Source organism: Streptomyces sp. CNB091, from assembly GCF_000377965.1.
Genome location: NZ_KB899017.1, coordinates 45677 through 69601, shown reverse-complemented (window position 1 = coordinate 69601; position 23925 = coordinate 45677). Strand labels below are relative to the sequence as shown.

14 protein-coding genes and 2 pseudogenes are annotated in these 23925 nt (G+C 71.4%); 12 read left to right on the top strand and 4 right to left on the bottom strand.

All coding sequences use genetic code 11. The annotated features are described in order from the left end of the window. A partial coding sequence (locus D581_RS0134570) for a non-ribosomal peptide synthetase (RefSeq protein WP_018961694.1) occupies positions 1-3030 on the bottom strand: 3030 nt, incomplete at its 3' end. A 264-nt stretch (positions 3031-3294) separates the two neighbouring features. On the opposite strand from D581_RS0134570, the gene D581_RS0134565 reads away from it, so the two are divergent. The 3 genes from D581_RS0134565 to D581_RS0134555 are packed head-to-tail and all read left to right on the top strand — an operon-like array spanning position 3295 to position 6329. Continuing rightward, on the top strand, positions 3295-4995 hold the full coding sequence (locus D581_RS0134565) for an AMP-binding protein (protein ID WP_018961693.1): 1701 nt from the start codon (positions 3295-3297) through the stop codon (positions 4993-4995). A gap of 60 nt (positions 4996-5055) precedes the next feature. Then, positions 5056-5394: a PadR family transcriptional regulator gene (locus D581_RS0134560; RefSeq protein WP_018961692.1), complete on the top strand. Its 339-nt coding sequence runs from the start codon at positions 5056-5058 to the stop codon at positions 5392-5394. Further along, positions 5391-6329, top strand: a complete 939-nt coding sequence (locus tag D581_RS0134555; RefSeq protein ID WP_018961691.1) for an HAAS signaling domain-containing protein — start codon at positions 5391-5393, stop codon at positions 6327-6329. Before D581_RS0134560 ends, D581_RS0134555 begins: the two co-directional genes overlap by 4 nt. A gap of 90 nt (positions 6330-6419) precedes the next feature. Here the strand turns inward: D581_RS0134555 and D581_RS0134550 are convergent, their stop codons facing one another. Further along, positions 6420-7487: a diiron oxygenase gene (locus tag D581_RS0134550; protein ID WP_018961690.1), complete on the bottom strand. Its 1068-nt coding sequence runs from the start codon at positions 7485-7487 to the stop codon at positions 6420-6422. Between the two features lie 214 nt (positions 7488-7701). On the opposite strand from D581_RS0134550, the gene D581_RS01000000138155 reads away from it, so the two are divergent. From D581_RS01000000138155 to D581_RS0134515, 7 genes are all read left to right on the top strand, one after another. Next, positions 7702-8502 carry an alpha/beta fold hydrolase gene (locus tag D581_RS01000000138155; RefSeq protein WP_078625999.1) on the top strand — a complete coding sequence of 267 codons (801 nt, stop codon included), beginning with the start codon at positions 7702-7704 and terminating at the stop codon, positions 8500-8502. A 155-nt stretch (positions 8503-8657) separates the two neighbouring features. After that, the gene (locus tag D581_RS0134540) at positions 8658-14987 is read left to right on the top strand and encodes a non-ribosomal peptide synthetase (RefSeq protein ID WP_018961688.1); all 6330 of its coding nucleotides are present in this window, start codon (positions 8658-8660) and stop codon (positions 14985-14987) included. Between the two features lie 60 nt (positions 14988-15047). After that, positions 15048-15257, top strand: a complete 210-nt coding sequence (locus D581_RS0134535; RefSeq protein ID WP_018961687.1) for an MbtH family protein — start codon at positions 15048-15050, stop codon at positions 15255-15257. Between the two features lie 44 nt (positions 15258-15301). Further along, the gene (locus D581_RS0134530) at positions 15302-16444 is read left to right on the top strand and encodes a glycine amidinotransferase (RefSeq protein WP_018961686.1); all 1143 of its coding nucleotides are present in this window, start codon (positions 15302-15304) and stop codon (positions 16442-16444) included. 254 nt (positions 16445-16698) lie between these two features. After that, positions 16699-18018, top strand: coding sequence for a DUF1254 domain-containing protein (locus D581_RS0134525; protein WP_018961685.1), 1320 nt, complete (start codon positions 16699-16701; stop codon positions 18016-18018). Positions 18019-18020: 2 nt separating this feature from the next. Further along, on the top strand, positions 18021-18698 hold the full coding sequence (locus tag D581_RS0134520; RefSeq protein ID WP_018961684.1) for a GAP family protein: 678 nt from the start codon (positions 18021-18023) through the stop codon (positions 18696-18698). A gap of 386 nt (positions 18699-19084) precedes the next feature. Beyond that, the gene (locus D581_RS0134515; RefSeq protein WP_158688662.1) at positions 19085-19408 is read left to right on the top strand and encodes an MFS transporter; all 324 of its coding nucleotides are present in this window, start codon (positions 19085-19087) and stop codon (positions 19406-19408) included. Between the two features lie 60 nt (positions 19409-19468). Here D581_RS0134515 and D581_RS0134510 read toward each other — a convergent pair whose 3' ends face one another. Both D581_RS0134510 and D581_RS1000000138780 read right to left on the bottom strand, forming a co-directional pair. Next, positions 19469-20296 (bottom strand): trimeric intracellular cation channel family protein, encoded by an 828-nt coding sequence (locus D581_RS0134510; RefSeq protein WP_018961682.1) that lies wholly within the window; start codon positions 20294-20296, stop codon positions 19469-19471. Positions 20297-20387: 91 nt separating this feature from the next. After that, positions 20388-22217: pseudogene (locus D581_RS1000000138780) on the bottom strand (alkyl/aryl-sulfatase). 417 nt (positions 22218-22634) lie between these two features. On the opposite strand from D581_RS1000000138780, the gene D581_RS0134500 reads away from it, so the two are divergent. Continuing rightward, the gene (locus tag D581_RS0134500) at positions 22635-23369 is read left to right on the top strand and encodes a tectonin domain-containing protein (protein WP_018961679.1); all 735 of its coding nucleotides are present in this window, start codon (positions 22635-22637) and stop codon (positions 23367-23369) included. 180 nt (positions 23370-23549) lie between these two features. Further along, positions 23550-23700, top strand: a pseudogene (locus D581_RS1000000141060) (IS630 family transposase); the annotation flags it as partial. Positions 23701-23925 lie beyond the last annotated feature (225 nt).

Below are 23925 nucleotides of genomic sequence, written 5' to 3'. Positions count from 1 at the left end.
GATGATGGAGTCGCCGCCGAGGTCGAAGAAGCTGTCGTCGACGCCGATGCGCGGCTGCCCCAGCACCTCCGCGAACACCTCGTGCAACACCAGCTCCCGCTCGGTCACCGGAGCCCGGTACGCCCCCGCCGCCCGGAACTCCGGCACCGGCAACGCCCCCCGGTCCACCTTCCCGTTCGGCGTCAGAGCGAACGACTCCACCACCATCACCACCGCCGGAACCATGTACTCCGGCAACCGCCCCGCCACGAACTCACGCAACGCGACCACGTCCGGCCGCTCACCCGAGGCGGCCGGGGTCACGTAGGCCACCAGGCGCCGGTGGCCCGGCCGGTCCTCGCGGACGGCCGCCACGGCCCGGCCGGCTCCGGGCGCCTCGGCGAGCACGCTCTCGACCTCGCCGAGTTCGATGCGGAAGCCCCGTACCTTGACCTGGCTGTCGGCGCGGCCCAGGTAGGACAGCTCGCCGCTCTCCGACCGCCGTGCCACGTCGCCCGTCCGGTACATCCGGGTGCCGGGCGCGCCGAAGGGGTCGGCGACGAACCGTTCCGCGGTGGTTCCGGGGCGGCCGAGGTAGCCGCGGGCGAGCCCGTCACCGCTCAGGTACACCTCGCCCGCCACTCCGGGCGGCACCGGCCGCAGCGCGTCGTCGAGCAGCCGGACGCGGGTGCCGGGGACAGCGCGGCCCATGGGCGGGACGGTCCGCCCGGACAGCGCGCCGGTCTGGGTCGCGATGACCGTGGACTCGGTGGGGCCGTAGGCGTTGACCATGTGCCGGCCGGGCGACCAGCGGGCGACCAGGTCCGGCGGGCACGCCTCGGCGCCGACGACCAGGTTGATCCCGTCCGGGAGCCCTCCGGCCGGCAGGGCCGCCAGCGTGGACGGGGCCAGCAGCAGACAGTCGACGCCGAGTTCGGCGACGAGCTCGGCCAGGGGCGGCCCGGGCGTGAGCCGTTCGGCCGGGGCGACCACCGCGGCGGCGCCGGTGAGGAGCGCCGTGCACAGTTCCCATACGGAGGCGTCGAAGCTGGGCGAGGAGAACTGGAGGACGCGGGTCCCGGGCGTCAGGCGCAGCAGGTCGCTCTGGTGGCGTGTCAGCGCGGCGAGCCCGGTGTGCGTGACGACGACGCCCTTGGGTCTGCCGGTCGACCCGGAGGTGTAGATGACGTACGCCGGGTGCGTCGGGCGCAGGGGCGTGCGGCGGTCCCGGTCGTCGAGATCGTCGCCGTCGGGGTCGCCGCCCGCCGGCGGGTGGCCGACGGGAGCGGCTGCCTCGTCCAGGTACAGGCGCGGCACCGTGGGGGCGAGCGTGGGGTCGTCGGCGGCGCGGGTCGTCAGCAGGAGCAGCGGTGCGGTGTCGTCGAGCATGGCGGTGACCCGGGACCGCGGGTAGTCGAGGTCGACCGGGAGGCAGGCCGCGCCCGACTTCAGCACGGCCACCGTGGCGGTCAGGGCGGCGCTGCCGCGCGGCAGGGCGACCGCCACCAGCCGCTCGGGGCCGGCGCCGTGCTCGACCAGCACCCTCGCCAGGCGGTTGGCGCGGGTGTTGAGCGCCGCGTAGTCGAGGGACTCGGACGGGGAGAGCACGGCGCACGCGTGCGGGGTCCGCCCGACCTGCTCCTCGAACAGCTGCGGGAAGGTGCGCGGGAGCACGGGTTCGGCGTCCGGCCGGGGGCTGCCCGCGGCGAGGGTCCGCGTGCGTTCCGCCGCGGTCAGGACCTCGACGCGGGCGAGCGGCACATCCGCGGGAGTGGCGAGGAAGCGGGCGAGGAAGTCCGTGAACCGGTCCTGGTGGGTGCGGAGTTCGGCGATGTCGTACCGGTCGGGGTTGGCCTCGAACTCGATGCGCATGCCCCGGCCGCCCGGATCGGGGTGGCAGGTGATGTTGAGGTCGGTGACGGGCCCCCCGGACAGCGCCATCACCTCGGCCTCGCGGCCGGTGAACGCGGTCTCGGACCCCGACGGCATGATGTTCACGAGCACCCCGAACAGCTGCTCGTCGGTGCCGAGCATGCGCAGGTCACGCCGGAGTTCGTCGTACGGGAAGCGCTGGTGGGTGAGCAGTTCTCCCAGGCGCCGCGCGACCTGCCGCACCAGCTGGGCGCGGTCGGCCGCCGGGTCGACGGTGATCCGCAGCGGAAGCGTGTTCGACAGCATGCCGGGCACGTTCTGTGACCTCGCCCCGAGCCGTGCGGTGGTGGGCACTCCGATCGTCAGGTCCTGGGCCCCTGTCATCCCGTGCAGATAGGCGGCGACCGCCGCCAGCATCGGCACCGTCCAGGGAGTGCGGGCGTCCCGCCCGGCGGTGTGCAGCGCCCGCAGTCCGGCCGGCGGAAGCATCGTCGTCGTGGCGATCGCCATGCCCGCCGCGGTCGTCGGCGCTCCCGGCGCCAGAGCGGCCGTCTCGGGCCGGTCGGCGAAGACGCCGGCCCAGTACGCCCGGTCCGCGGTGTAGTCCGCCGACGCGCGGTAGGCGCTCTCGTCCGCCAGCAGGTCCTGGAGCCGGCCCAGCGGTTCGCCGTCGGGTTCCGTCCCGGCGGCCAGCGCCTCGTAGCACGCGGAGATCCGGCGCGAGTGCAGCACCGACCCGAAGGCGTCGGACAGGATGTGGTGGCTGCGCTGGTACCAGACGTGGTGATCGGCTCCGACCCGTATCAGGATGTGCGCCGACAGCGCGTCCTTCTCCAGGTCGAGCGGGTTCGCGCGGTCACGGTCGATCAGCCTCCGCGCGGCGGCGAGAGGGTCCGGCTCGCCGCTGAGGTCGTACTCCTGCCACGTCGAACAGCCGGGCGGGACCGGCCGCTGGTACGTGCCGTCCGGCCGCTCCACCAGTTCGACGTCGAAGCTTCCGCTCTCCCCCTCGGCCCGGCGGATGGCGCGCTGGAGCAGCCCGCCGTCCAGCGGCCCGCGTACCTCCATGGCGACCATGGTGTTGTAGGCCGGGTTGGCGGGGTCGAGCCGTTGGGCGAAGAACACCCCCCGCTGGGCCGCCGTCAGCGGCAGCAGACCGTTCTCGGCGCGTGAAGTCATCGGGTCGTAACCGCTCTCTCGTGCATCCCCGCGAGCCTGGAGGCCCGGATCTCGCGACGATGCTGCATCGCCCGCCGGTGCGGAAACCAGGCAACCGAACCGGCAATCAGCGGCGCTGTTCGAAATGCCGCCCGGTCCGTGCCGAGTTACCGGCCGCTTGCCTGGTTCTCGTACGGGAGGCGGGTGATGCTGCGGCGAGCCGGGCACGGCGCCACGCCTCGCGTGTGCCGGACGTGCCACGAACTTCTGGAGAGGACAGGGACGTTGGGAGACCAGGACCGAGGCCTGCTCGATTGGCTGGACCAGCCGTCCACCGAGCGCGGCCTGTACTACGCGGACTCCGCCGACGGATGGGACTTCTGGTCCTACCGTGATCTGGCCGCGCTGGTGCTGAGAACGGCCGCCGCCCTGCGGGCCCAGGGGGTCGGGCAGGGCGACGTCGTCGCCCTGGTGCTGCGCTCCAGTCCGGGTTTCGTCGCCGGTTTCTTCGGCGCGCTGGCGGCCGGTGCGACGCCGTGCTCCATCCCGCCGCCCTTCGCCTTCCAGCACGCCGACGAGTACGAGAGGCACGCGAGCCATCTGTTCGGGACGGCCGCGCCCCGGTTCACCGTCTGCGACGACGAGTCGCTGGAGCAGATCCGTAAGATCGCGAGCGGGCTGGGGCTGGAGGAGCCGGTCGCCTTCAACGAACTCGTCCTCGGAGCTGAGCCGTTGGAGCGGCCGATGCCGCTGCCGGAGACCGCGCTGATCCAGTTCACCTCCGGGTCGAGCGGCTTCTCGCGCGGCGTGCTGATCTCCGCCGACGCCCTGCGGACCAACCTCGCCGGAATGGGGCAGTGGCTGGGCTGCGCGCCCCAGTACCCGGCGATCAGCTGGCTGCCGGTCCACCACGACATGGGTCTCGTCGGCTTCCTGCTGAACGTCGTCGTCACCGGCTTCGACGGCTGGATGATGCAGCCGGACGACTTCATCCGCTCGCCGCTGCGGTATCTGCGCTGCATCAGCGACCAGGGCGCCGTCATGACGGCCATGCCCAACTTCGGGCTGGCGTACATTCTCCGCCGGGTGAGACCGGCCGACCTGCGGGAGCTGCGCTTCGACTCGGTCCGGTGCGTGATCATCGGCGCGGAGCGGGTCGACCGGCAGGTGCTGGATGACTTCCACGCCCTGCTGGGGCCGCACGGTCTCGACCGCGGCGCGCTGCTCCCCGCCTACGGCAGCGCCGAGGCGACCCTCGCGGTGACCGGTCTGGCCCCCGGCGAGGGCTGGTCGGCGCAGGCACCGGACGCCGGGGACGCGGCGTCCCTCGCCGGAGCGGCGGTGGTCGGCTGCGGCCGTCCGCTGGAGGGCAGGACGGTGCGGATCCTGTCCGAGGAGGGTGAGGAACTGCCGGACGGGCGGGTCGGCGAGATCGTCGTCACCGGGGTGTCGATCGCGAGCGGGTACATCGGCACCACCGGGTCCGCCTCCGGTACGAGCGTCGGTGACGGGGGGCTCGCCACCGGTGACGCGGGGTTCCTGCGGGACGGCCAGCTCTTCGTGATCGGCCGGCTCGGCGACGGGCTGAAGGTGAACGGGAAGATGGTCTTCGCCGAGAGCCTGGAGGCCCTGCTGCACCACCGGGGCATTCCCGAGCGGCGCGTCGCCGTCCTGCTGGGGGTACGCGACGGGGTGCCGACCGGCGTGGCGGTGTTCGGCGGCGTGCGGCCCGGCTGGCGGGAGGCCGCCCACGAGGTTCTCTCCGCGTGGCTCGGCGACGCGGAGCTCCACCTGGTCGAGCTGCCCCGTGGCGGCGTCTCGGTCACGTCGAGCGGAAAGCCGCGCCGGAGGGTCATCTGGAAGGCGCTCTGCGCGGGCGAGTTCGACGCGACGACCCGGCCGCTGACGGCGGAGGCGGAGGAGGGCGCGGAGGCGGACAAGGAGAAGGACGCGGAGGCGGAGAAGGCGCAGGTCGCGGCGGGCTGATCCGTCCCGGGCGAACCGTACGCGTGACAATAGTGTGCGCCGCACAGTACAGTGCGGTGCATGGCTACAGAAGAGATCGCTCTTGGCCAGGCCCAGGAGCTGCGGCGCGGCACGGTCGTCCTGGCCTGCCTCGCGCTGCTCCGCAAGCCGCAGTACGGCTACGCGCTGCTGGAGACACTCAACGACGCGGGTGTCACCGTCGACGGCAACACCCTCTACCCCTTGCTGCGCCGGCTCGAGAAGCAAGGCCTGCTCACCAGCGAATGGAACACCGACGAGTCCCGGCCACGGAAGTTCTACCGGGTGAGCCCGGAGGGCTCCCGGGTACGCACCTCACTGGTGCGCGAATGGCAGGACCTCGTCGCCTCGATCTCACGGCTTACCAAGGAGAATGGATGAGCACGAACACGCTCACCGAGCGCTACGTGCACGAGGTCGTCAGGCGACTGCCCGCGGATCAGCGCGACGACATCGCCGACGAGCTGCGCACCACCATCGCCGACACCATCGAAGCACGCGACCCGGCCCGTCCCGAGGCGGTCGAGCGCGAGGTGCTGAGCGAGATGGGCGATCCGATCCGGCACGCCGCGCGCTACACCGACCGGCCGCTCGCCCTGATCGGCCCCGATCTCTACCCGACCTACATCCGGCTGCTGGTCTTCCTGCTGACCACCGTGCTGCCGGTGCTCACCGCGGTGTTCGTGCTGTTGGAGATCGTGGACGACAACGGTCTCGGGGCGGCCGTGGGCGCCGGTTTCGAGACGGTGTTCACCGTGGGCGCCCAGATGGTCACCGTACTCACCGTGCTGTTCGCCGTCGCCGAGCGCGTCGGCCACCGGAAGGGGACTCTCATCCGTACCACCGACTGGACCCCCGACGACCTGCCCGAGACCCGTGAGCCCCAGAAGGCCGGCACCGGTGCCGTCCTGACGGCGGTCTGGTACGCGCTGCTGCTCGGCCTGACCGTCTGGCAGCAGCTCTCCGAGCCCTACGGGACCGACGGCGGGGAGCGGATCGCCGTACTCGACCCGGACCTGTGGTCGGGGTGGATGTGGCCGATCCTCATCGGGCTCGCCGGCCTCGTCGTGCTCGCTCTGGTCCGTGTGGTCACGCACGGCTGGACCAGCCGGCTGGCCGTCCTGCACGCCGTCGCCCAGGCGGTGTTCGTGCTGCCGCTGGCCTGGATCCTCCAGCAGCGGCAGATCTTCAACCCGGACTTCCTGGCGGACGTCACCGACAACACGACGTCCGAGGTCTACACCGGGGTGGCGCTGATCGTCCTGGTCGCGAGCCTGATCGCCGTCGTCAACGGCTTCCGCGCGGCGAAGAAGTAGGACGGGAGGAAGGCGAGACAAGCGGGAACGCCGGCGCCGATGTCACCCGAGGTGACATCGGCGCCGGCGCGACGGTGGAGGAGCGCGGAGTCAGCGCGTCATCGCCATGATCTCGGGACGCACCAGGTTCTCCGCCAGCAGCAGGCTCTTGACCCGGTCCGAGAGCATGTCCAACTGCCGCAGGACATGGATGACCTGCTGGAACAGCATCTGCCGGTAGGTGGCCATCATCGGGTTCGTCCGGGCGAACAGCAGCCCCTTCTCCACGTCGAGGTCCATCCGCTCCCAGACCTCGCGCAGCATGAACCGGCGCGACATCAGCTGGATGGCCTCCAGCAGGAAGTCCTCGCGCTCACGCAGCTCGGCGGCGGTCACCTGCCCGTACATGCCGGTGAGCGCGGTGACGCCGAAGGCGATGTGCCGGGCCTCGTCGCTCGCGACCATCTTGGTGATCTGCCGGATGATCGGGTCCCCGAAGCCGCTGCTCGCGAGCCGCAGCGCGGTGATCGCCAGCCCCTCCACGACCACCTGCATGCCGAGATAGACGATGTCCCACCGGGATTCCGACAGCAGGTCGTGCAGCAGCGTCTTGAGCCCGGGGTTGATCGGGTAGGAGTCGCCCAGCTTCTCGTCGACGTAGCGGGCGAACGCCTCGACGTGCCTCGCCTCGTCGGCGACCTGCGAGGCCGCGTAGGTCTTGGCATCCATGTCCGGCACCGTCTCCACCAGCCGGGCCGTGGTCACCAGCGCGCCCTGCTCGCCGTGCAGGAACTGGCTGCACATCCACGACTGGTACTGCCAGCGGAACTGCGTCAGCAGTTCGCGGGGCACGGGGCTTCCCTCGCCGACGACGAAGGACGCGAGTCTCCCCCCGCTCTCCTCCGACATCTCCGAACCGAAGTGGATGTCGTGGTTCCAGTCGATGTCGGTGGTGGCGTTCCACTGCGAGACCTTGTTCTTCTCGTAGAGGTTCCACACCCGGCTGTCGCGCTGGCCGTAGTCCCAGTTCAGGATTGCCTTGAACATCGCGTCGACCTCCATGAGGTCCGCGGTGACGGTGTCCAGTGTGAAGAAGGTCGATTCGGCCGAGCCGGTCGTGGCGGCCGACCCGCCAGGAGCGGCCGCCGAGCCGGTCACCGAGTCCGGAACTGTGGTCATTGGATTACGGTCCACCCCTCGGGCACGGAACAGGACTGACGCTCGTGGAGTCTGACGCGCCCCGGAACAGCTCTCCAGGCACCCCATGGGGCAACTTGGCGGCAGACCGGTTGCCGGTCCCCTGCCTGGCACCGCCGCCACCCGCCGAACCATGATGCCCCGGAGGGGCCGCTGCCCCGCACGACCGTCGGCCGACCGAAGGGGCGGGACGCGCATGACCGCCGTCGCACCACCCACCCGCTCAGGGAACCCGTCCGGTTCGCGAAGCGCACCGGCTCCCGATGACGACTGTCCCTGGATCGTGGGCCGGGTCCGCGCGTCACGGCCCCGGACGCGGCTGTTCTGTCTGCCGCAGGCGGGCGGCAGCGCGGCCTCGTTCGCCCCGTGGCGTCTCGCCCCGCCCTCCGGCGTGGAGCTCGCCACGGTGGAGCTGCCGGGCCGGGGCGTACGCGGCGCGGATCCGCTGCCGGAGACCATGGAGGAACTGGCCGACGCGGTGATCGACGGCATCGCGGACGAGTTCGACCTGCCGTACGCGATCTTCGGCCACAGTTTCGGCGCGCTGCTCGGCTACGAGATCGCCGTCCGGATCGCGCGGCGCGGCCTGACCCCGCCGCGCGCACTGCTGGTCTCCGCGGCACGGTCGCCGCACACCCCGGTGCGCCGGCGCGTATCGGACCGGGACGACGCCGGGCTGCTCGACTGGCTGAACGGCTTCGGCGGCATTCCTTCGGAACTGTCGCGCTATCCGGCGTACTTGCGGCACGCGCTGCGCACCGTCCGCCGCGACCTTGCCCTCACGGAGGCCTACCTGTCCCCCGGCCCGGAGCGGGTCGACTGCCCGCTGCACGTCCTCGGCGGTGCGGACGACCCGCTGATCAGCGGGGAGCAGTTGGAGCGCTGGCGGGACTGCGCGGCGGGCGAGTTCTCCCTCCGGCTGCTGCCCGGCGGGCACGACTACCTCTTCACCGGCGCGCCCGCGACGCTCGACGCCCTCAGAACGACGCTGCGCTGAGGGCGGGAGCCGGACGGGGAAGCTGCCGGTCGGCTGCCTGTCCCCGCACGCGAACCGTGCGGCAGCATCGCGCTGTCGGCCGCGTCGGCGTCCTCCGCACACCGCCCGCCGCCTTGTCACCGCCACCACCGACCGCTCACGGGGATGACCTCACAGTGAACGAAGCGACCGAGTCGCCGATCGAGATGGCGCTGCCCCTCACGCCACTGCAGGAGGGCATGCTCTTCCACGCGCTGTACGACTCCGAGACGGTGGACGTCTACAACATCCAGGCCGGCTTCGAACTGACCGGGGAGATCTCGGCGGAGCGTCTGCGCGCGGCCTGCGCCGCCACGCTCCGCCGCCATGCCGCCCTGCGGGCCGGTTTCCGGCTGCGCGCCAACGGGAAGCCCGTGCAGTTGGTCCGCCGCGTCGTGGAGACGCCGTGGACGGAACTCGACCTGTCGGCGGAGTCCGGGTCCGGACGGCGGGCGAGGCTGCTGGCCTTCCTTGAGGAGGAGCGGCTGCGCCGCTTCGAGATGGGGGCGCCACCGTTGATGCGGTTCGCGCTGATCCGCCTGGCGCCCGACCACCACGCCTTCGTCATGACCTACCATCACATCCTGCTGGACGGGTGGTCCCTGCCACTCGTCCTCCAGGACCTGCTGGCGTTCTACCGGAGCGACGGCGACGACGCCGGACTTGGCCCCCTCACCTCCTTCTCGGACTTCCTCAGGTGGCTCTCCCGCCAGGACCGGCCCGCCGCGGAACAGGCATGGCGCGGCGCCCTGCACGGTCTGGACGAACCGACGCTCGTCGCCCCCGGCGCGCCCTTCGCGGAGGCGATGCCCGGGCTGTCCTTCGTGACGCTGTCCGAGCAGGCGACCAAGGCGCTGACCGCGACCGCCCGGGAGTACGGCCTCACGCTCAACACCGTCGTCCAGGGCGCCTGGTCGCTGCTCCTCTCGCTGCTGACGGGGCGCGACGACGTGGTCTTCGGCCAGACCGTGCACGGCCGCCCGCCACAGCTCCCCGGGGTCGACTCGGTCGTGGGCCTGCTCATGAACGCGATCCCGGTACGGGTACGGATCGCCCCCGAGGACGCGATGGCCGCCCTCTTCGCACGGATCCAGGACGAACAGGCCGCGCTCGCCCCGCACCACCACCTGGGACTGGCCGAGGTGCAGCGGCTGGCCGGGCTCGGCGCGCTCTTCGACACCTCCACCGGTTTCGGCAACGCGCCCTTCGACTGGGAGGCCGTACAGGACGGTCCGGCCGGCCTGCGAGTGACGCTGCTGGAAGGGGACCAGGAAGCGGCCGGACAGCAGGAGATCACCGGATCGACCCACTACCCCCTGAGCGTCTTCGCCGTCCCCGGCCGCAGCCTGCGACTCGAACTCAACTACCGCACCGACCTGTTCGACGCCGAACGTATCGAACTGATCGGCTCCCGGCTGAGGTTGCTGCTCAAGACGTTCGTCGAACAGCCCATGACGCCGGTCGCCGCCGTTCCGCTGCTGACCCGCGAGGAACGCGAGCAGGTGATCGGCGACCGGACATGCCCCAGGGCCGGGCACGTTCCCGCACGCGTACCGGCGACACTCACCGAGCGGTTCGAGGCCCAGGCTCGCGCCACACCCGACGCCCCGGCCGTGGCGGACGGGGAGCGGTCGCTCAGCTACCTCCGGCTCGACGCCGAGGCGAACCGGCTGGCACGGCTGCTGCTGGCCCGCGGGGTGAGGCCCGGCGGCCTCGTCGCCGTGGCGCTGCCGCGCGGTACGGACCTGATCGTGGCGCTGCTCGGCACGCTGAAGACGGGAGCCGGATACCTGCCGATCGATCCCTCCTATCCCGCCGAGCGCGTCTCGTTCATGCTCGACGACGCCTCCCCTGCCGTCGTCGTCTGCGCCGGCGCCACCCGCCCGGCGCACATCACGCATCCGTCGGTCGTCCCGCTCGCCGCCCCCACCGTGCGGGAGGAGCTGGCACTGCTGCCCGCGCACCGCGTGGAGGACGGCGAACGCGGCGCGCCGCCGCGGCCCGCGGACGCCGCGTACGTCATCTACACCTCGGGATCGACCGGCCGGCCCAAGGGCGTCGCCGTCGAGCACCGTACGGTCGACAGCTACCTCGCCTTCGCCCGCGCGGCCTACCCCGGCCTCGCCGGAGCGGCGCTGGTGCACTCACCGCCCTCCTTCGACCTCACGGTCACCGGCATCTTCGGCCCGCTGACCTCCGGCGGTCTGGTGCGCATCGTCGACCTGGAGGACTTCGACGCCCCGGCCGACGCCACCCCGCCGCCCACCTTCGTCAAGGCCACGCCCAGCCACCTGCCGGTGCTGACCGCGTCGTCCGGCTGGTACTCACCGACCGGGGAACTGGTCCTGGGCGGTGAACAACTCAACGGCGAGGCGCTGGCCCCCTGGCGTGCGGCCCACCCGGGCGTGACCGTCGTGAACGAGTACGGACCCACGGAGGCCACCGTGGGGTGCATGGAGTACCGGCTGGAACCCGGCGATCCGCTGCCGGGGGGCGCGGTGCCGATCGGCCGTCCGGTTCCCGACGCCCGTGTCTACCTCCTGGACGGTCTCCTGCGTCCCGTCCCCGCGGGCCTGCCCGCCGAGCTGTACATCGGCGGTGACGTGCTCGCCCGCGGCTACGTCAACCGGCCCGGGCTCTCCGCGTCCCGCTTCGTCGCCGACCCCTTCGGCCCGCCCGGTTCCCGGATGTACCGCACCGGTGACATCGCGTGCCGGCGGCCCGACGGCATCCTGGTCTACCGCGGCCGGTCCGACGACCAGGTCAAGGTCCGCGGCTTCCGGATCGAGCTGGGCGAGGTGGAGACCGTCGTCGCGGCCGACCCCGCCGTCGCCCAGACCGCGGCAGCCGTACGGAGGGACCGGCACGGGAACGAGCGGCTGGTGGCCTACGTCGTGCCGGCGGCCGACCCGGCCGCGGACCTCGCCGCGCTGGCGGACCGGATCGGGGCGCGGCTGCCCGCGAACATGGTTCCCTCGGCGTTCGTCACCCTGCCCGCACTGCCGATGAGCCCGAACGGCAAGGTGGACCGGGCCGCACTGCCGGCCCCGGACGAGGCGCGCGAGTCCGGGCAGCGGCAGCGGGCGGACCGGGCGCGGGACGAGAGCGTCGAGACCGTTCTCGTCGAACTGTTCGTCCAGGTGCTCGGTGTGGACACCGCCGTGGCGGCGGACGACTTCTTCGCCCTCGGCGGCGACTCCATCACCGCCATCCAGCTCGTCGTCCGCGCCCGCGCCGCGGGCTTCCACCTGACGCCGAAGCACGTCTTCACCCACCGCACCGCGAGCGCTCTCGCCGCCTTCCTCACGGTGAGCCCGACGGGCGCGGTGGACACCTCGGACGGCGGGTCGGATGACGGCTCGGGCGCGGCCGACCCGGGGGCGCGGTGGCCGGCGGACGTGATCCCCGCGACGCCGATCATGCTCTGGCTGCGGGAGCAGGGCGGAACGACCGACGCGTACCACCAGTCGACCCTGCTCCGGGTGCCGGCCGCACTCGACGCCGGTCTGCTGGCCACCGCCGTACAGGCTCTCGCCGAGCGGCACCAGTCGCTGCGCGCACGCCTCCAGGAGGACGGGGCGCTGACGCTGGACCCGGCGGACCCGGTGAAGTCGGCGGACCCGGCGGACCCGGTGAAGTCGCGGAACCCGGTACGCCGGGTGGATGTCGTGGGTCTCGCGCCGGAAGGCGTCCGTCTGCGGATCGCCGCGTGCGCCCGCGAGGACGCCGACTCCCTCGCCCCGCGCGCCGGCGCCATGCTGCGGGTGACCTGGTTCGACGCCGGCGAGGGTGCCCAGGGCAGGCTGCTCGTCACCGTCCACCACCTGGCCGTCGACGCGGTCTCCTGGCACATCCTGCTGACCGACCTGTACGGCATCTGGCAGGACCTGGCAGCGGGTGCCGTCCCGGAGACCGGTCCGGTCCCGTTCTCGATGCGGGAGTGGAGCCTGCTGCTCCGCGCCGAGGCGGAGGCGCCCGCGCTGCGGGACGAACTGCCCCACTGGCGGCGGACTCTCGGCAGAGGACGGGGGCCGGGTGACGGCAGGCTCGCCGACGTGGAGCTCTCCCCGTCGCACGACGTCTACGCGACGGCCGGTGAACTCTCCCTCGCCCTTCCGCCGGAGCTGACCGCCCCGCTGCTCACGACCGTGCCCGCCGTCTTCGGCACCCACACGAACGAGGTACTGCTCACCGCCCTCGCGGTGGCCGTCGCCGCCTGGCGTCGTGACCGCTCGCCCGACGAGGGCGACAGCACGGCCGTACTGATCGACGTCGAGGGCCACGGCCGCGAACAGCTGTCCGAGGACGTCGACCTGTCCGGCACCGTCGGCTGGCTGACCACGCTGTACCCGGTACGCGTCGACGCCAGGATCGCCGACTGGGCGCCGGACGACGATCCGGCCGGAGCCCGCCTCGGCGAGGCCGTGCGCCGGGTCACGGCCCAGGTCGAGGCCGTCCCCCGGCGCGGCACCGGCTTCGGTCTGCTGCGCTACCTGAACCAGGAGACAGCCGCCGAGCTGGCGTCCCGCCCCGCACCCCAGATCGGGTACAACTACCTCGGCAGACAGGGCGGCGCGGGGACCACCGACTGGAGCGTGGCCCCCGAGTCGGACGTACTGCCCCTCGGGGCCGACCCCCGTATGCCCATGGCGCACGTCGTCGAACTGACCGCGGCGGTCAGCGACGGCGCGGAAGGACCACGCCTGGTCACCCACTGGCTGTGGGCCCGCCGGCTCCTGACCGACCAGGACGTCGCCGAGCTGGGTCGGCTCTGGTTCGCGGCGCTGCGCGCGCTGGTGGAGCACGGGACGAGCACGGAGGCCATCGTCCCGCGGCAGACGACGCCGCCCGCCCTGCCACGGGAGGGCGGTCCGCTGGGCGGAGAACCGCTCGACCGGCACGACACCGAACTCGCCGCTCTCGGCGCCCGTATCGGCCTGCCCGTCGTCGAGGCCCTGCCGATGACGCCGCTCCAGGAAGGGCTGCTCTTCCACGCCCGGTACGACAGCCGGGACCTTGACGTCTACAACGTGCAGATCTCGTTGGAGGTGCGGGGCCGGCTCCACGCCGAGCGGTTCCGGGGCGCCTGCGACGCTCTCCTGGAACGGCACCCGATGCTGCGGGCGGCCTTCCTGCAGAAGCGGTCCGGGGAGCCGGTCCAGGTGATCCCGGAGCGGACGGCCATGCCGTGGCACGTCCATGACCTGACCGGCCTCGACCCGCACGAACAGGCCGAGAGGCAGGCGGCGGTGGTGGCGGCCGACCGGCGGCGGCGCTTCGACCCCGCCGCCCCGCCGCTGATGCGCTGCACCCTGGTCGGCCTGGGCGAGGACCGGCAGAGAATCGTCCTGACCATGCACCACCTGCTGGTGGACGGCTGGACCACGTCGCTGCTGCTGCGCGACCTGCTCGCCCTCTACGACCACGGCACCGCGAGCGGGCTGCCCGCACCCGGCCACTACCCCGACTATCTGCGGTGGCTGGCCGAGCAGGACCGCGAGAAGGCGCGTACGGCCTGGCTGGAGGCGCTGGCGGGTCTGAAGGAGCCCACGCTGGCCTGCCCCGGCACGGACACCGCGCGGGTACACGTCCTTCCGGAGCGGATCGTCGTCGCCCTCTCCGAGGCGGACACCTCCGCGCTGCTCGACATCTCGCGCCGTCACGGTGTCACGCTCAACACCCTGGTCCGGGTCGCCTGGGCGCTGTGCCTGCACCGGCGGACCGGGCAGCTGGACATCACCTTCGGGGCCACGGTCTCGGGCAGGGTGGCCGAACTCCCGGGCGTCGAGGAGATGGTGGGGGTGTTCATCAACACGGTGCCGGTACGGGTGCGCCTCGACCCGTCCGAGCCGGTGGCCGAACTGCTCGAACGCCTCCAGGGCGAGCACGCCGAACTCCTCGACCACCACTACCTTCCGCTGAGCGACATCCAGCGGACGGTGGGACTGGGGGCCCTGTTCGACAGTTGCGTCGTCTTCGAGAACTTCCCGACCGCCGAGACCCTGCCGAGCGGTCCGGACAACGGCTTGCGGCTGACCGATGTCGTCGGCCACGACGCCTATCACTATCCGCTCAAGCTGATGGCCGCACCCGGCCGGCAGCTGGAGCTGGAGATCAGCTACCGCCCGGACCTGTTCGACGCACCACTCGGGCAGCAGGTGGCCGATCGTCTACGGGAACTGCTGATCGAGCTGCCCGGAGCGCTGGCCCTCCCGACGGGCCGGTTCCTGGAACACACTCCCGCACCCCCTGCCGGACCAGGGCAGCAGATGATGTGCGAGCTGATCGCGGAGGTGCTGGGACGCGACTTCGTCCATGCGGACGAGGACGTGTTCGAGCTCGGCTGCGACTCCCTGACGGCCCTGCGCCTGGCGGGCCGCATCGAGACGGAGCTGGGACGGCCCGTCGACGTGGAGAGCGTCTTCCGCTGCCGTACCGCCCGCGCCCTCGGCACCGCACTCGCCTGAGGCCCACGCGAAGCCCGGAACCAGCCCGGGCCGACCCCCGAGAACAGAGAGACTCAAACCATGACAAACCCGTTCGACAACGAAGACGGCGTCTTCCACGTGCTCGTCAACGACGAGCGTCAGCACTCCCTGTGGCCCGCGTTCGTCGAGGTCCCGGCCGGCTGGAACGCGGTGGTGTCGGACAGCACCCGGCAGGCCTGCCTCGACTACATCGAGGAGAACTGGACCGACCTCCGGCCCGCCTCGCTCGCCGCGACCGACGCGGCCTGACCCGTTTCCTCATCGAACGCTCCGGCAGAGACAGGTGACCGCACATGCCGAACAACCTCCCCCCCGTCGTCAACTCGTGGAACGAGTGGGACACCCTCCGGGAAATGGTGGTCGGCTCCGCCGACAACGCCTGCTTCGAACCGGCTGAACCAGGCAGCCGGCCCGCGATCCGCAACGCCCCCGACCAGCCGTTCCCGACGGGCCCGAAGTCCAAGGAGGCCATCGATCTGGCCAACGAGGAACTCGCCGGTCTCGCCTCGCTCCTGGAATCCCAGGGCGTGACCGTACGCCGCCCCGAGACGCACGACTTCTCCGCCCCGGTCACCACCCCCGACTTCGAGGTCGAGAACCAGTACTGCGCCGTCTGCCCGCGCGACGTGATGATCACCATGGGCAACGAGATCATCGAGGCGACCATGTCGCGCCGGGCCCGCTACTTCGAGTACCAGCCCTACCGGAAGCTGGTCTACGAGTACTGGAACGCCGACCCGCGGGTGGGATGGACGACCGCGCCCAAGCCGTCGATGAAGGACGGCATGTACCGCGAGGACTTCTGGGAGTGGCCGCTGGAGGAGCGCCACGCGAAGATGCACTCGTTCGAATTCTGCGTCACCCAGGACGAGGTGGTCTTCGACGCGGCCGACATGAGCCGGCTGGGCCGCGACATCCTGGTCCAGGAGTCGATGACCACCAACCGGGCCGGCATCCACTGGCTCAAGCGCCACCTGGAGCCCCGCGGCTTCCGCGTCCACCCCGTGCACTTCCCGCTGGACTTCTTCCCGTCCCACATCGACTGCACCTTCGTACCGCTGCGCCCCGGCCTGATCCTCACCAACCCGGAGCGGCCGCTGCGCGAGGGCGAGGAGAAGATGTTCCTCGACAACGACTGGCAACTGGTCGATGTGCCCCAGCCCGTCCTGACCAACGACGAGATGCCGATGTACTGCCAGTCGTCGAAGTGGCTCTCGATGAACGTGCTGAGCATCTCGCCGACCAAGGTCATCTGCGAGGAGCAGGAGAAGCCCCTCCAGGACCTTCTCTCCTCGCACGGTTTCGAGGTCTTCCCGATCCCGTTCCGCAACGTCTTCGAGTACGGCGGCTCCCTCCACTGCGCCACGTGGGACATCCACCGCGACGGCGACCGGGAGGACTATTTCCCCTCCCTCGCGTACGAGCCGCTGTCCTGACCGTTCCACCCGAACGCGAACGGCGGGCACCACGACCGCCGGAGTTGTCGAATCGCTTTCCCGAACCAGCAGAGGCGGCCCCGGCCAGTGGCCGGGGCCGTCGGCTTCGGGCGAGGCGCTCTCGCTGCGCACCGGCGGCGGTGTACGTGCGCCGCGGTGGCCTGCGGCCCCGCCCTCCATACATGCCGCCGAATGCGCCCCTATGATCAAGAAATGGGATGTAAAGCTACATTTCGGTCTTCTGAAGGTGGTGCATGAGCGGCGTGGATCTGAACACGGTGCGGGCGACGGCGGCGGAGGGCTGGATCTATGGCCATCCCATGCTGGAGAACTATCGGACGATGTACGCGCAGGCGGTGGACCCGAACGATTCCCGGTACGTAGGCGGTTTCGGTACGTTCCGGCACTATCCGCAGCCGTCGAGGCCGGAGAACACCGACATCGTCACGCCGAACAACGACACCCCGTACTCGTGGTGCTGGCTGGATCTGCGCGCGGAGCCGTGGGTCGTGTCGGTGCCCGCGATGGACCGCTACTACGTGCTGCCTTTCCATGACCTGGACACCACCTACGTCGGCTTCGTGGGCGCCCGCACCACCGGCCAGGACGCCGGGAACTATCTGATCGCGGGTCCCGGGTGGGCCGGCGACGTACCCGACGGTGTGGCCGGGGTCCTGCGCGCCGACACCTACCTCGTGGGATGCCTGGGCCGCACCACCCTCACCGGCCTGGCCGACGCGGACGTCGAGAAACTGCGCGCCATCCAGGAGCAGTACGCGCTGCGGCCCCTGAGCTCTTTCACAGAAACCCGCGCCCCGGCCCCTGTCGCGGACCCGGTGTGGCCGGTGTGGCGCGAGGAATCCGGTCAGAACATCGAGTTCTTCACCGTGCTGGACTTCCTGCTCGGCTTCTTCCCGGTCCTTCCCGGGAGCAAGAATCTCCGCGAGCGGCTGGCCGCCCTCGGTGTGGGCGGCAGCGGCACCTTCGACCCGGCCGCTCCGGCGCCCGAAGTCCGCGCCGCGATGGAAGAGGGCATCAGCGAGGGCCGCGAGCGACTGGAGGCCGCCAAGGCCGGGGCGACCACCTCGGCCGGAATCTTCGGCACGCGCGCGGAGCTGGGAGAGGACTACCTCGCCCGCGGGATCGGCGCGGACAAGGGCCTGTACGGGCTTCCCCCGGCGGAAGCCTGGTACGGAGGCTGGGTCAACGACAGCGAGGGCAACCGCCCGCCGAACGCCTCGGACCGCGACTACACCGTCCACTTCACCGCCGACCAGCTTCCCAGGCCGCGGTTCTTCTGGTCGGCCACCCTCTACCGGCTCCCCGAGCGCCTCCTGGTGGACAACCCGATCGACCGGTACTCCATCGGCGACCGCACCCCGGGCCTGGTCCACGACCAGGACGGCGGCCTGACCCTCTACGTCCAGCACACCCGCCCCACCGACCCGCGGCAGGCCGCGAACTGGCTGCCCGCCCCCGACGGACCCTTCTCCGTCATCATCCGCGTCTACGGGCCGGAGGCCGCCGTGCTCGACGGCACCTGGCAGCTGCCGGCCCTGACCGTGGCAGGCTGATCATGGGGGACGCCATCGGACAGATGCTCACTCCGGCCGTCGGTATCGCCATCAGCCCGGTGCCGCTCATCGCGGTCGTGCTGATGCTGGCGACACCGCGCGGGCGCGCGAACGGCACCGCCTTCACGGCCGCCTGGGTGGTGACCCTGACGGCCTTGAGCACGGTCGTCGTCCTGCTCGGCTCCGGCGCCGACGCACACGAGGACGGGGAGACGGCCTCCTGGGTGTACTGGGTGAAGCTCCTGGCCGGTGTTCTCTTCGTGCTCCTGGGCCTGAAGCAGTGGAAGGGCCGTCCGCGCGCGGGGCAGGAGGCCGAGCTGCCCGGCTGGATGAAGGCCATCGACACCTTCTCCCCGAGCCGGGCGGCGGGTCTGGCCGCCGCCCTGTCCGGGCTCAACCCGAAGAACCTGGTGCTGGCCGTGGGCGGCGCCGTCTCCATCTCCGGCAGCTCCGCCTCGGCGGGGGGCAAGACCGTCGCCGTCGCGCTGTTCGTGCTGATCGCCTCGCTGTGCGCGCTGCTGCCGCTCGGCGTCTACCTGACCGGCGGCGAGAAGTCGGCGCGCGTCCTGGAGTCCTGGAAGGGCTGGATGGCGGCCCACAACGCGGCGATCATGACCGTGGTCCTGGTGCTCCTGGGCGCCAAGTACGTCGGCGACGCGATCTCAGGCCTCACCTCCTGACCGGGCGTCGCAACGGTGAGGGTGTGGTGGAAGTCGTCATGCCCGGCCCGGCGCTGATCAGCCCGGTCGGCCCCGGTCGAGGCCGAGGCCGAGGCCGAGGCCGAGGCCGAGGTGTGGTTCGCACAGGGCCGCGCCGAGCGGGCTGTGCCGGTAACGGACGTGGCGTCCGTGGCGGGCCCGCTCCAGAAGCTGCGCGGTGTGCAGGACGGACAGGTGCTGGCCGCTGCGCCAGCTCCGTCGTGGAGGCCGGCTCGGCCAGCAGGCGCGCTCGTGGCACGCCCAGGAGCCGTTCCAGTGGCCGGGGGGCCGGCGGCACGGGGCGTTCGGCGAGGGTGGCCAGGCCCCGCGTGCCGTAGATGATGTGGGGCAGCGCCCGGGAGCTGAGCATGGTGGAGACGCCGTCCGCGAAGCAGCTGGGGGTCAGCAGCAGACATCGTCCGTCGATCGCGATCTCGGTCTGCGGCGACGGCCAGGGCACCTACCAGAGCATTCACCAGACCGGGATCTCGGTCAGCCAGGCGCTCGGCCCGGGCCTGCTGACCGCCTTCGTCCTCCCCAACGGCACCCTGGGGTGGACGGCTCTCGCGACCCTCTTCGCCGGTGCGGCACTCGCCCTCCCGACAGCCGTCCGCTGGGCAGAACGAAGCCGACCAGCCACCAGCGCCGCCGCCCGCCCCTGTTCACCCGTACCGTCGACCACCACGATATGACCGTTCAGGGCGACGGGCAGCCGGACCTGGTGACCGCCCTGGACGGCGGGCGGTCGGAGATCAAGAGGCTCTGGACGTTGTTCCGGCCGGAGGCTCGGGCTCGTGGGGTTCGACGGTCAGGCCGAGCAGGCGCAGTTCTCGCACGGATTTTCCGGCGATCTTTCTGCCGAGGAGGGGGCGGCCGTCGTCGTGGCGGTAGACGCCGGCGGGTTCGGCGGCCAGGGGCTCCTCCCAGCCCCGGTACAGGGCGGTGAGGCGGACGGTGAAGCCGACCAGGAACGCGAGCGGAGCACTCGCGGCGCGTGGGAGTCCCGCCTGGTCGAGGGCGATCCATACGGCGCCGGTCAGTGCGGCGATGGCGACGAACCACTCGCCGCGGACGAACTGCTTGGGCGGGACGCCGCAGGCGACGTCGATGAGGAAGCGCCCCGCCGTGGGGCCCACGACGGCGAGGACGAGGGAGCCCAGGACCGGCAGGCCGACGTCCACCCCGGTCTGGGCGCCGACGATGGCGTACCAGGGCAGGGCGAAGGACGTGACGAACTGGAAGAGCCCCTCGCGGAACAGCTGCCCCTCGGCGTACGCCAGGCGGTGTCCGATGTATCCGGCGACCAGGCACAGCACGACGTACGAGGAGTTGGTCAGCGCGGCCGGTACGTGGCCGACCATGACGTCGCGGCTGACTCCGCCGCCGATGCCGCCGAGCAGCGCCATGAGCAGGATGCCGACCACCGTGAAGTTCTTGTAGTGGTCGGGACGGCGGGCGAGCAGCGCCCCGTTGAGAGCGTTGGTGGTCGCCGCGACCAGGTTGATGAACGTGCCGCCACCGGTGAACTCGAACGACCCGAAACCGACGGCGCCGATCGCCAGCTGCGCCGTGCCGCTCACCGCACTGTTCCCGTGGGTGCCGCAGCCGGGGGCTCCTGGCTCCGGCGGCCGGGGGCGTCTGTGGCGGCCGGAGCGTGCGGGGCGTCGGTGGTCACGGCGTGACGATGGGGAAGTCGGGGTCGGGGGTGTCGAGCAGCCCGGTGAGGGTCGCGAAGACCTGCGGATCGCCCTCGACGCCCACGCCGTCGAGTCCCTTGCCCGCGAGGACCCCGAGCAGTTGCGGTTTGGTCAGGGTCAAGGTCAGGTCGGCGGCCGGTACCGGACCGTTCGCCCCGGCGGCGGCATCGGTGCTGCGGTGGGTGAGGGCGCCGTTGGACAGCAGGAGGTGCCAGGCGCGGCCCTCGTCGGTGACGTTCCAGGTCATGGTGAGCTCCTCGTCCCACGCTCGGGGGCCGTCGACGCGGACGGCGAGCGAGTCGATGAGCATGTCGACGGTCAGCGCCATCGCCATCTCGGGGTTGGTCGTCTCCAGCGAGGTGTGCGCGACGGGGCCGCGCAGTTCCTGGGCTCCCATCAGGTAGAAGTTGCGCCAGGTGGCGTTCTCCGCGCCGAAGCCGAGCTTCTCGTACACCGACGCCAGCGCCTGCTTGGCGAGCGAGTCGTCGGGGGCGGCGAAGACCGCGTGCCCCAGCAGCGTCGCGGCGAAGCGCAGGTCACCGGAGGCGGCGTAGTCCTCGCCCTTGGCGACCAGCGCGGGCACGCCCCCGTAGTCGGCGGCGAACCGTTTGGCCTGCTCGACGGGCGGGTGCTCCCACAGGTGGGCCGGATTGCCGTCGAACCAGCCCATGTAGCGCTGGTAGATGGCCTTGGCGTTGTGGCTGACGGAACCGTAGTAGCCGCGGTTCGCCCACCGGTTCGCGATCGCCGGCGGAAGTTCGATCCGCTCGGCGATCTCCGGTCCGGTCAGTCCCTGGTTGGTCATGCGCAGGGTCTGGTCGTGGAGGTACGCCCACATGTCACGCTGGCCCGCCAGGTGCTCGACGATGCGGTCCCGGCCCCAGGTGGGCCAGTGGTGCGAGGCGAACGCGACCTCGGCCTGCTCGCCGAACAGCGTGATCGCCTCGTCCAGGTAATGCGCCCAGATGCGGGTGTCGCGGACCACCGCCCCACGCAGGGTCAGGATGTTGTGCATGTTGTGCGTCGCGTTCTCCGCCATGCACAGGGCGCGCCGGTCGGGGAAGAAGAAGTTCATCTCCGAGGGCGCCTCGGTGTCCGGCGTCATCTGGAACACGATCCGCACCCCGTCGACGGTCTCCTCCTGGCCGGTGCGGGTGATGTCCAGCGTCGGCGGAACCAGGGTGATCGTGCCCGTGGACGTCGTCATGCCGAGACCGGCGCCGATCTGCCCGGCGGGCCCCTTCTTCAGTTCGGCGCCGTACATGTAGACCGCGCGGCGGGTCATCGCGCCGCCCGCGTACACGTTCTCGGCCACGGCGTGTTCCAGGAACCCGGCGGGGGCGATCACCGGTACGGGGGCGTGGCCGTGCGGCAGGACCCCGCGGGAGCCGCCGAAATGGTCGCCGTGGGAGTGGGTGTAGATCAGCCCGGTGACCGGGCGGTCGCCGCGGTGCTCGCGGTAGAGCGCGAGGGCGGCGGCCGCGGTCTCCGCCGAGATCAGCGGGTCGATGACGATGACACCGGTGTCGCCCTCGACCAGCGTCATGTTCGAGAGGTCGAGGTTGCGGACCTAAGAGATCCCCGTCGTCACCTCGAACAGGCCCTGCTTGGCGCAGAGCCGGCTCTGCCGCCACAGGCTCGGGTGCGCGCTGGGCGGGCAGTCCTCGTCCAGGAAGGCGTACGCCTCCCCGTCCCAGATCACCCGGCCGTCCTCCGTCCGGACCACCGCCGGTGAGAGGGCGGCGACGAAGCCCCGCTCGGCGTCGTCGAAGTCGGACCTGTCCGCGTAATCGAGATCACCCATAAGTAACAAATAGCCCAGAAATTCCTACGAACCTCGGAGCTGCATCGCGCGTCTCTCGATGCCGACCCACGACCAGGGCCTGCCGCGCCTTGGTGCGGCTGTCCGGCGCACAGGCCGTGTACGCACTGAACGTGCCGCTCCATGGCTGACGGCGGCCTGCCCCGTGCCCGAGTCGCGCAAGGGCCGCCCAGGAGGCATGCGCCCGGTGAAGGGTCACGGGAGCGATGCCCGCGTCGCTCCTACGGGTGACACCGGGTCAGGCCAACTACGAGGCGGTCGGGGTGTGCCTTCCTGGTGGTCGCGGGCCGGCCTCTGCCCAAACATCGGTTTCAGGTCTGCCCCGTGGCCCGCCGCGCACGTGACCCTCTGCTGCGGCGACGACACTTCAGGCGTCATTCCCTATGGAAGGTGTCAGACATGCCCGAGTGGAAGCAGATCCGTGGAACCCTCACTGCGATCTCGGCCGGTTCGCGGACGAACGTGTGGGGTGTCAATGCCGCGGGGAACATCTACAAGTTCTCCGGCTACGACGACCTCGGCACCAGCCCGTGGATCCAGATCCCCGGCAGTCTCTCGGACATCGGGGCCGCCGCCGACGGCACCGTCTGGGGCGTCAACGCAGCGGGGAACATCTACCGCTACGCCGGCGACCGGGAGGAGAGCGCCGACCAGTGGGTCCAGATTCCCGGCAATCTGAAGCGCATCGCGGTCGGTTCGCGCACGAACGTGTGGGGCGTCAACGCCGCGGGGAACATCTACAAGTTCTCCGGCTTCGACTTCCTCACCCCGAGCCCGTGGATCCAGATCCCCGGCAGCCTCTCGGACATCGGGGCCGCCGCCGACGGCACCGTCTGGGGCGTCAACGCAGCGGGGAACATCTACCGCTACGCCGGCGACCAGAACGACAAAAACCACTGGTCCGAGATCTCCGGCAACCTGACCCGCATCGCGGCCGGTTCGCGGACGAACGTCTGGGGCGTCAACTCGGGAGGCAGCATCTACAGCTTCTCCGGCTTCGACACGCGCGCCTCCAGCCCCTGGAACCAGATCACAGGCAGCCTCACCGACATCGGGGCCGCCGCCGACGGCACCGTCTGGGGCGTCAACGCGGGCGGCAACATCTACCGCTACACCGGTGACCGACAGGACTGATCAGTCCCAGAACGTCACCCCGGGGCTCCCGCCTGTTTGTTCAGGCGCGAGCCCCACCGTCCTTCCCGAGAGGCGCAGCCATGCCCTGAGGCAACCGGCAGACCCTGCGAGCACCTTCAGCGCGGGGTGCCGGCGAACGACGCGATGGCCGAGGCGGGCGGGGGGCAAGTCGCAGTCGGGGTCTCGCGGATCCGGCGGGCATTCGGCCTCGCCCCCCATCGTTCGGACGTGGAAGCTGTCGACCGACCCCCAGTTCGTGACCAAGGTCCGCGACGAGGTGGGCGTTTACCTGTCCCCGCCGGAGAACGCCCTGGTCCTGGCCGTGGACGAGGGGCGTTCATGCCGACGTCGCCACGAGCGCCTCGCGGCCAGCACATCGACAGCCCCACGTCTCCGAGCATTTGCACATCAGGGCGTCAGACGCCAGGCCCGGGCCGGATCGTGTCCGACCCGGGCTTGGCAGGTGCTCGGTGAGGGCGCTTCGCGTCGGTCTCGGCACCGTCCCGAAAGCTGATGAGCTCGGTGCGCCGGAAGAGTGAATACCCCCGCCCGCCTT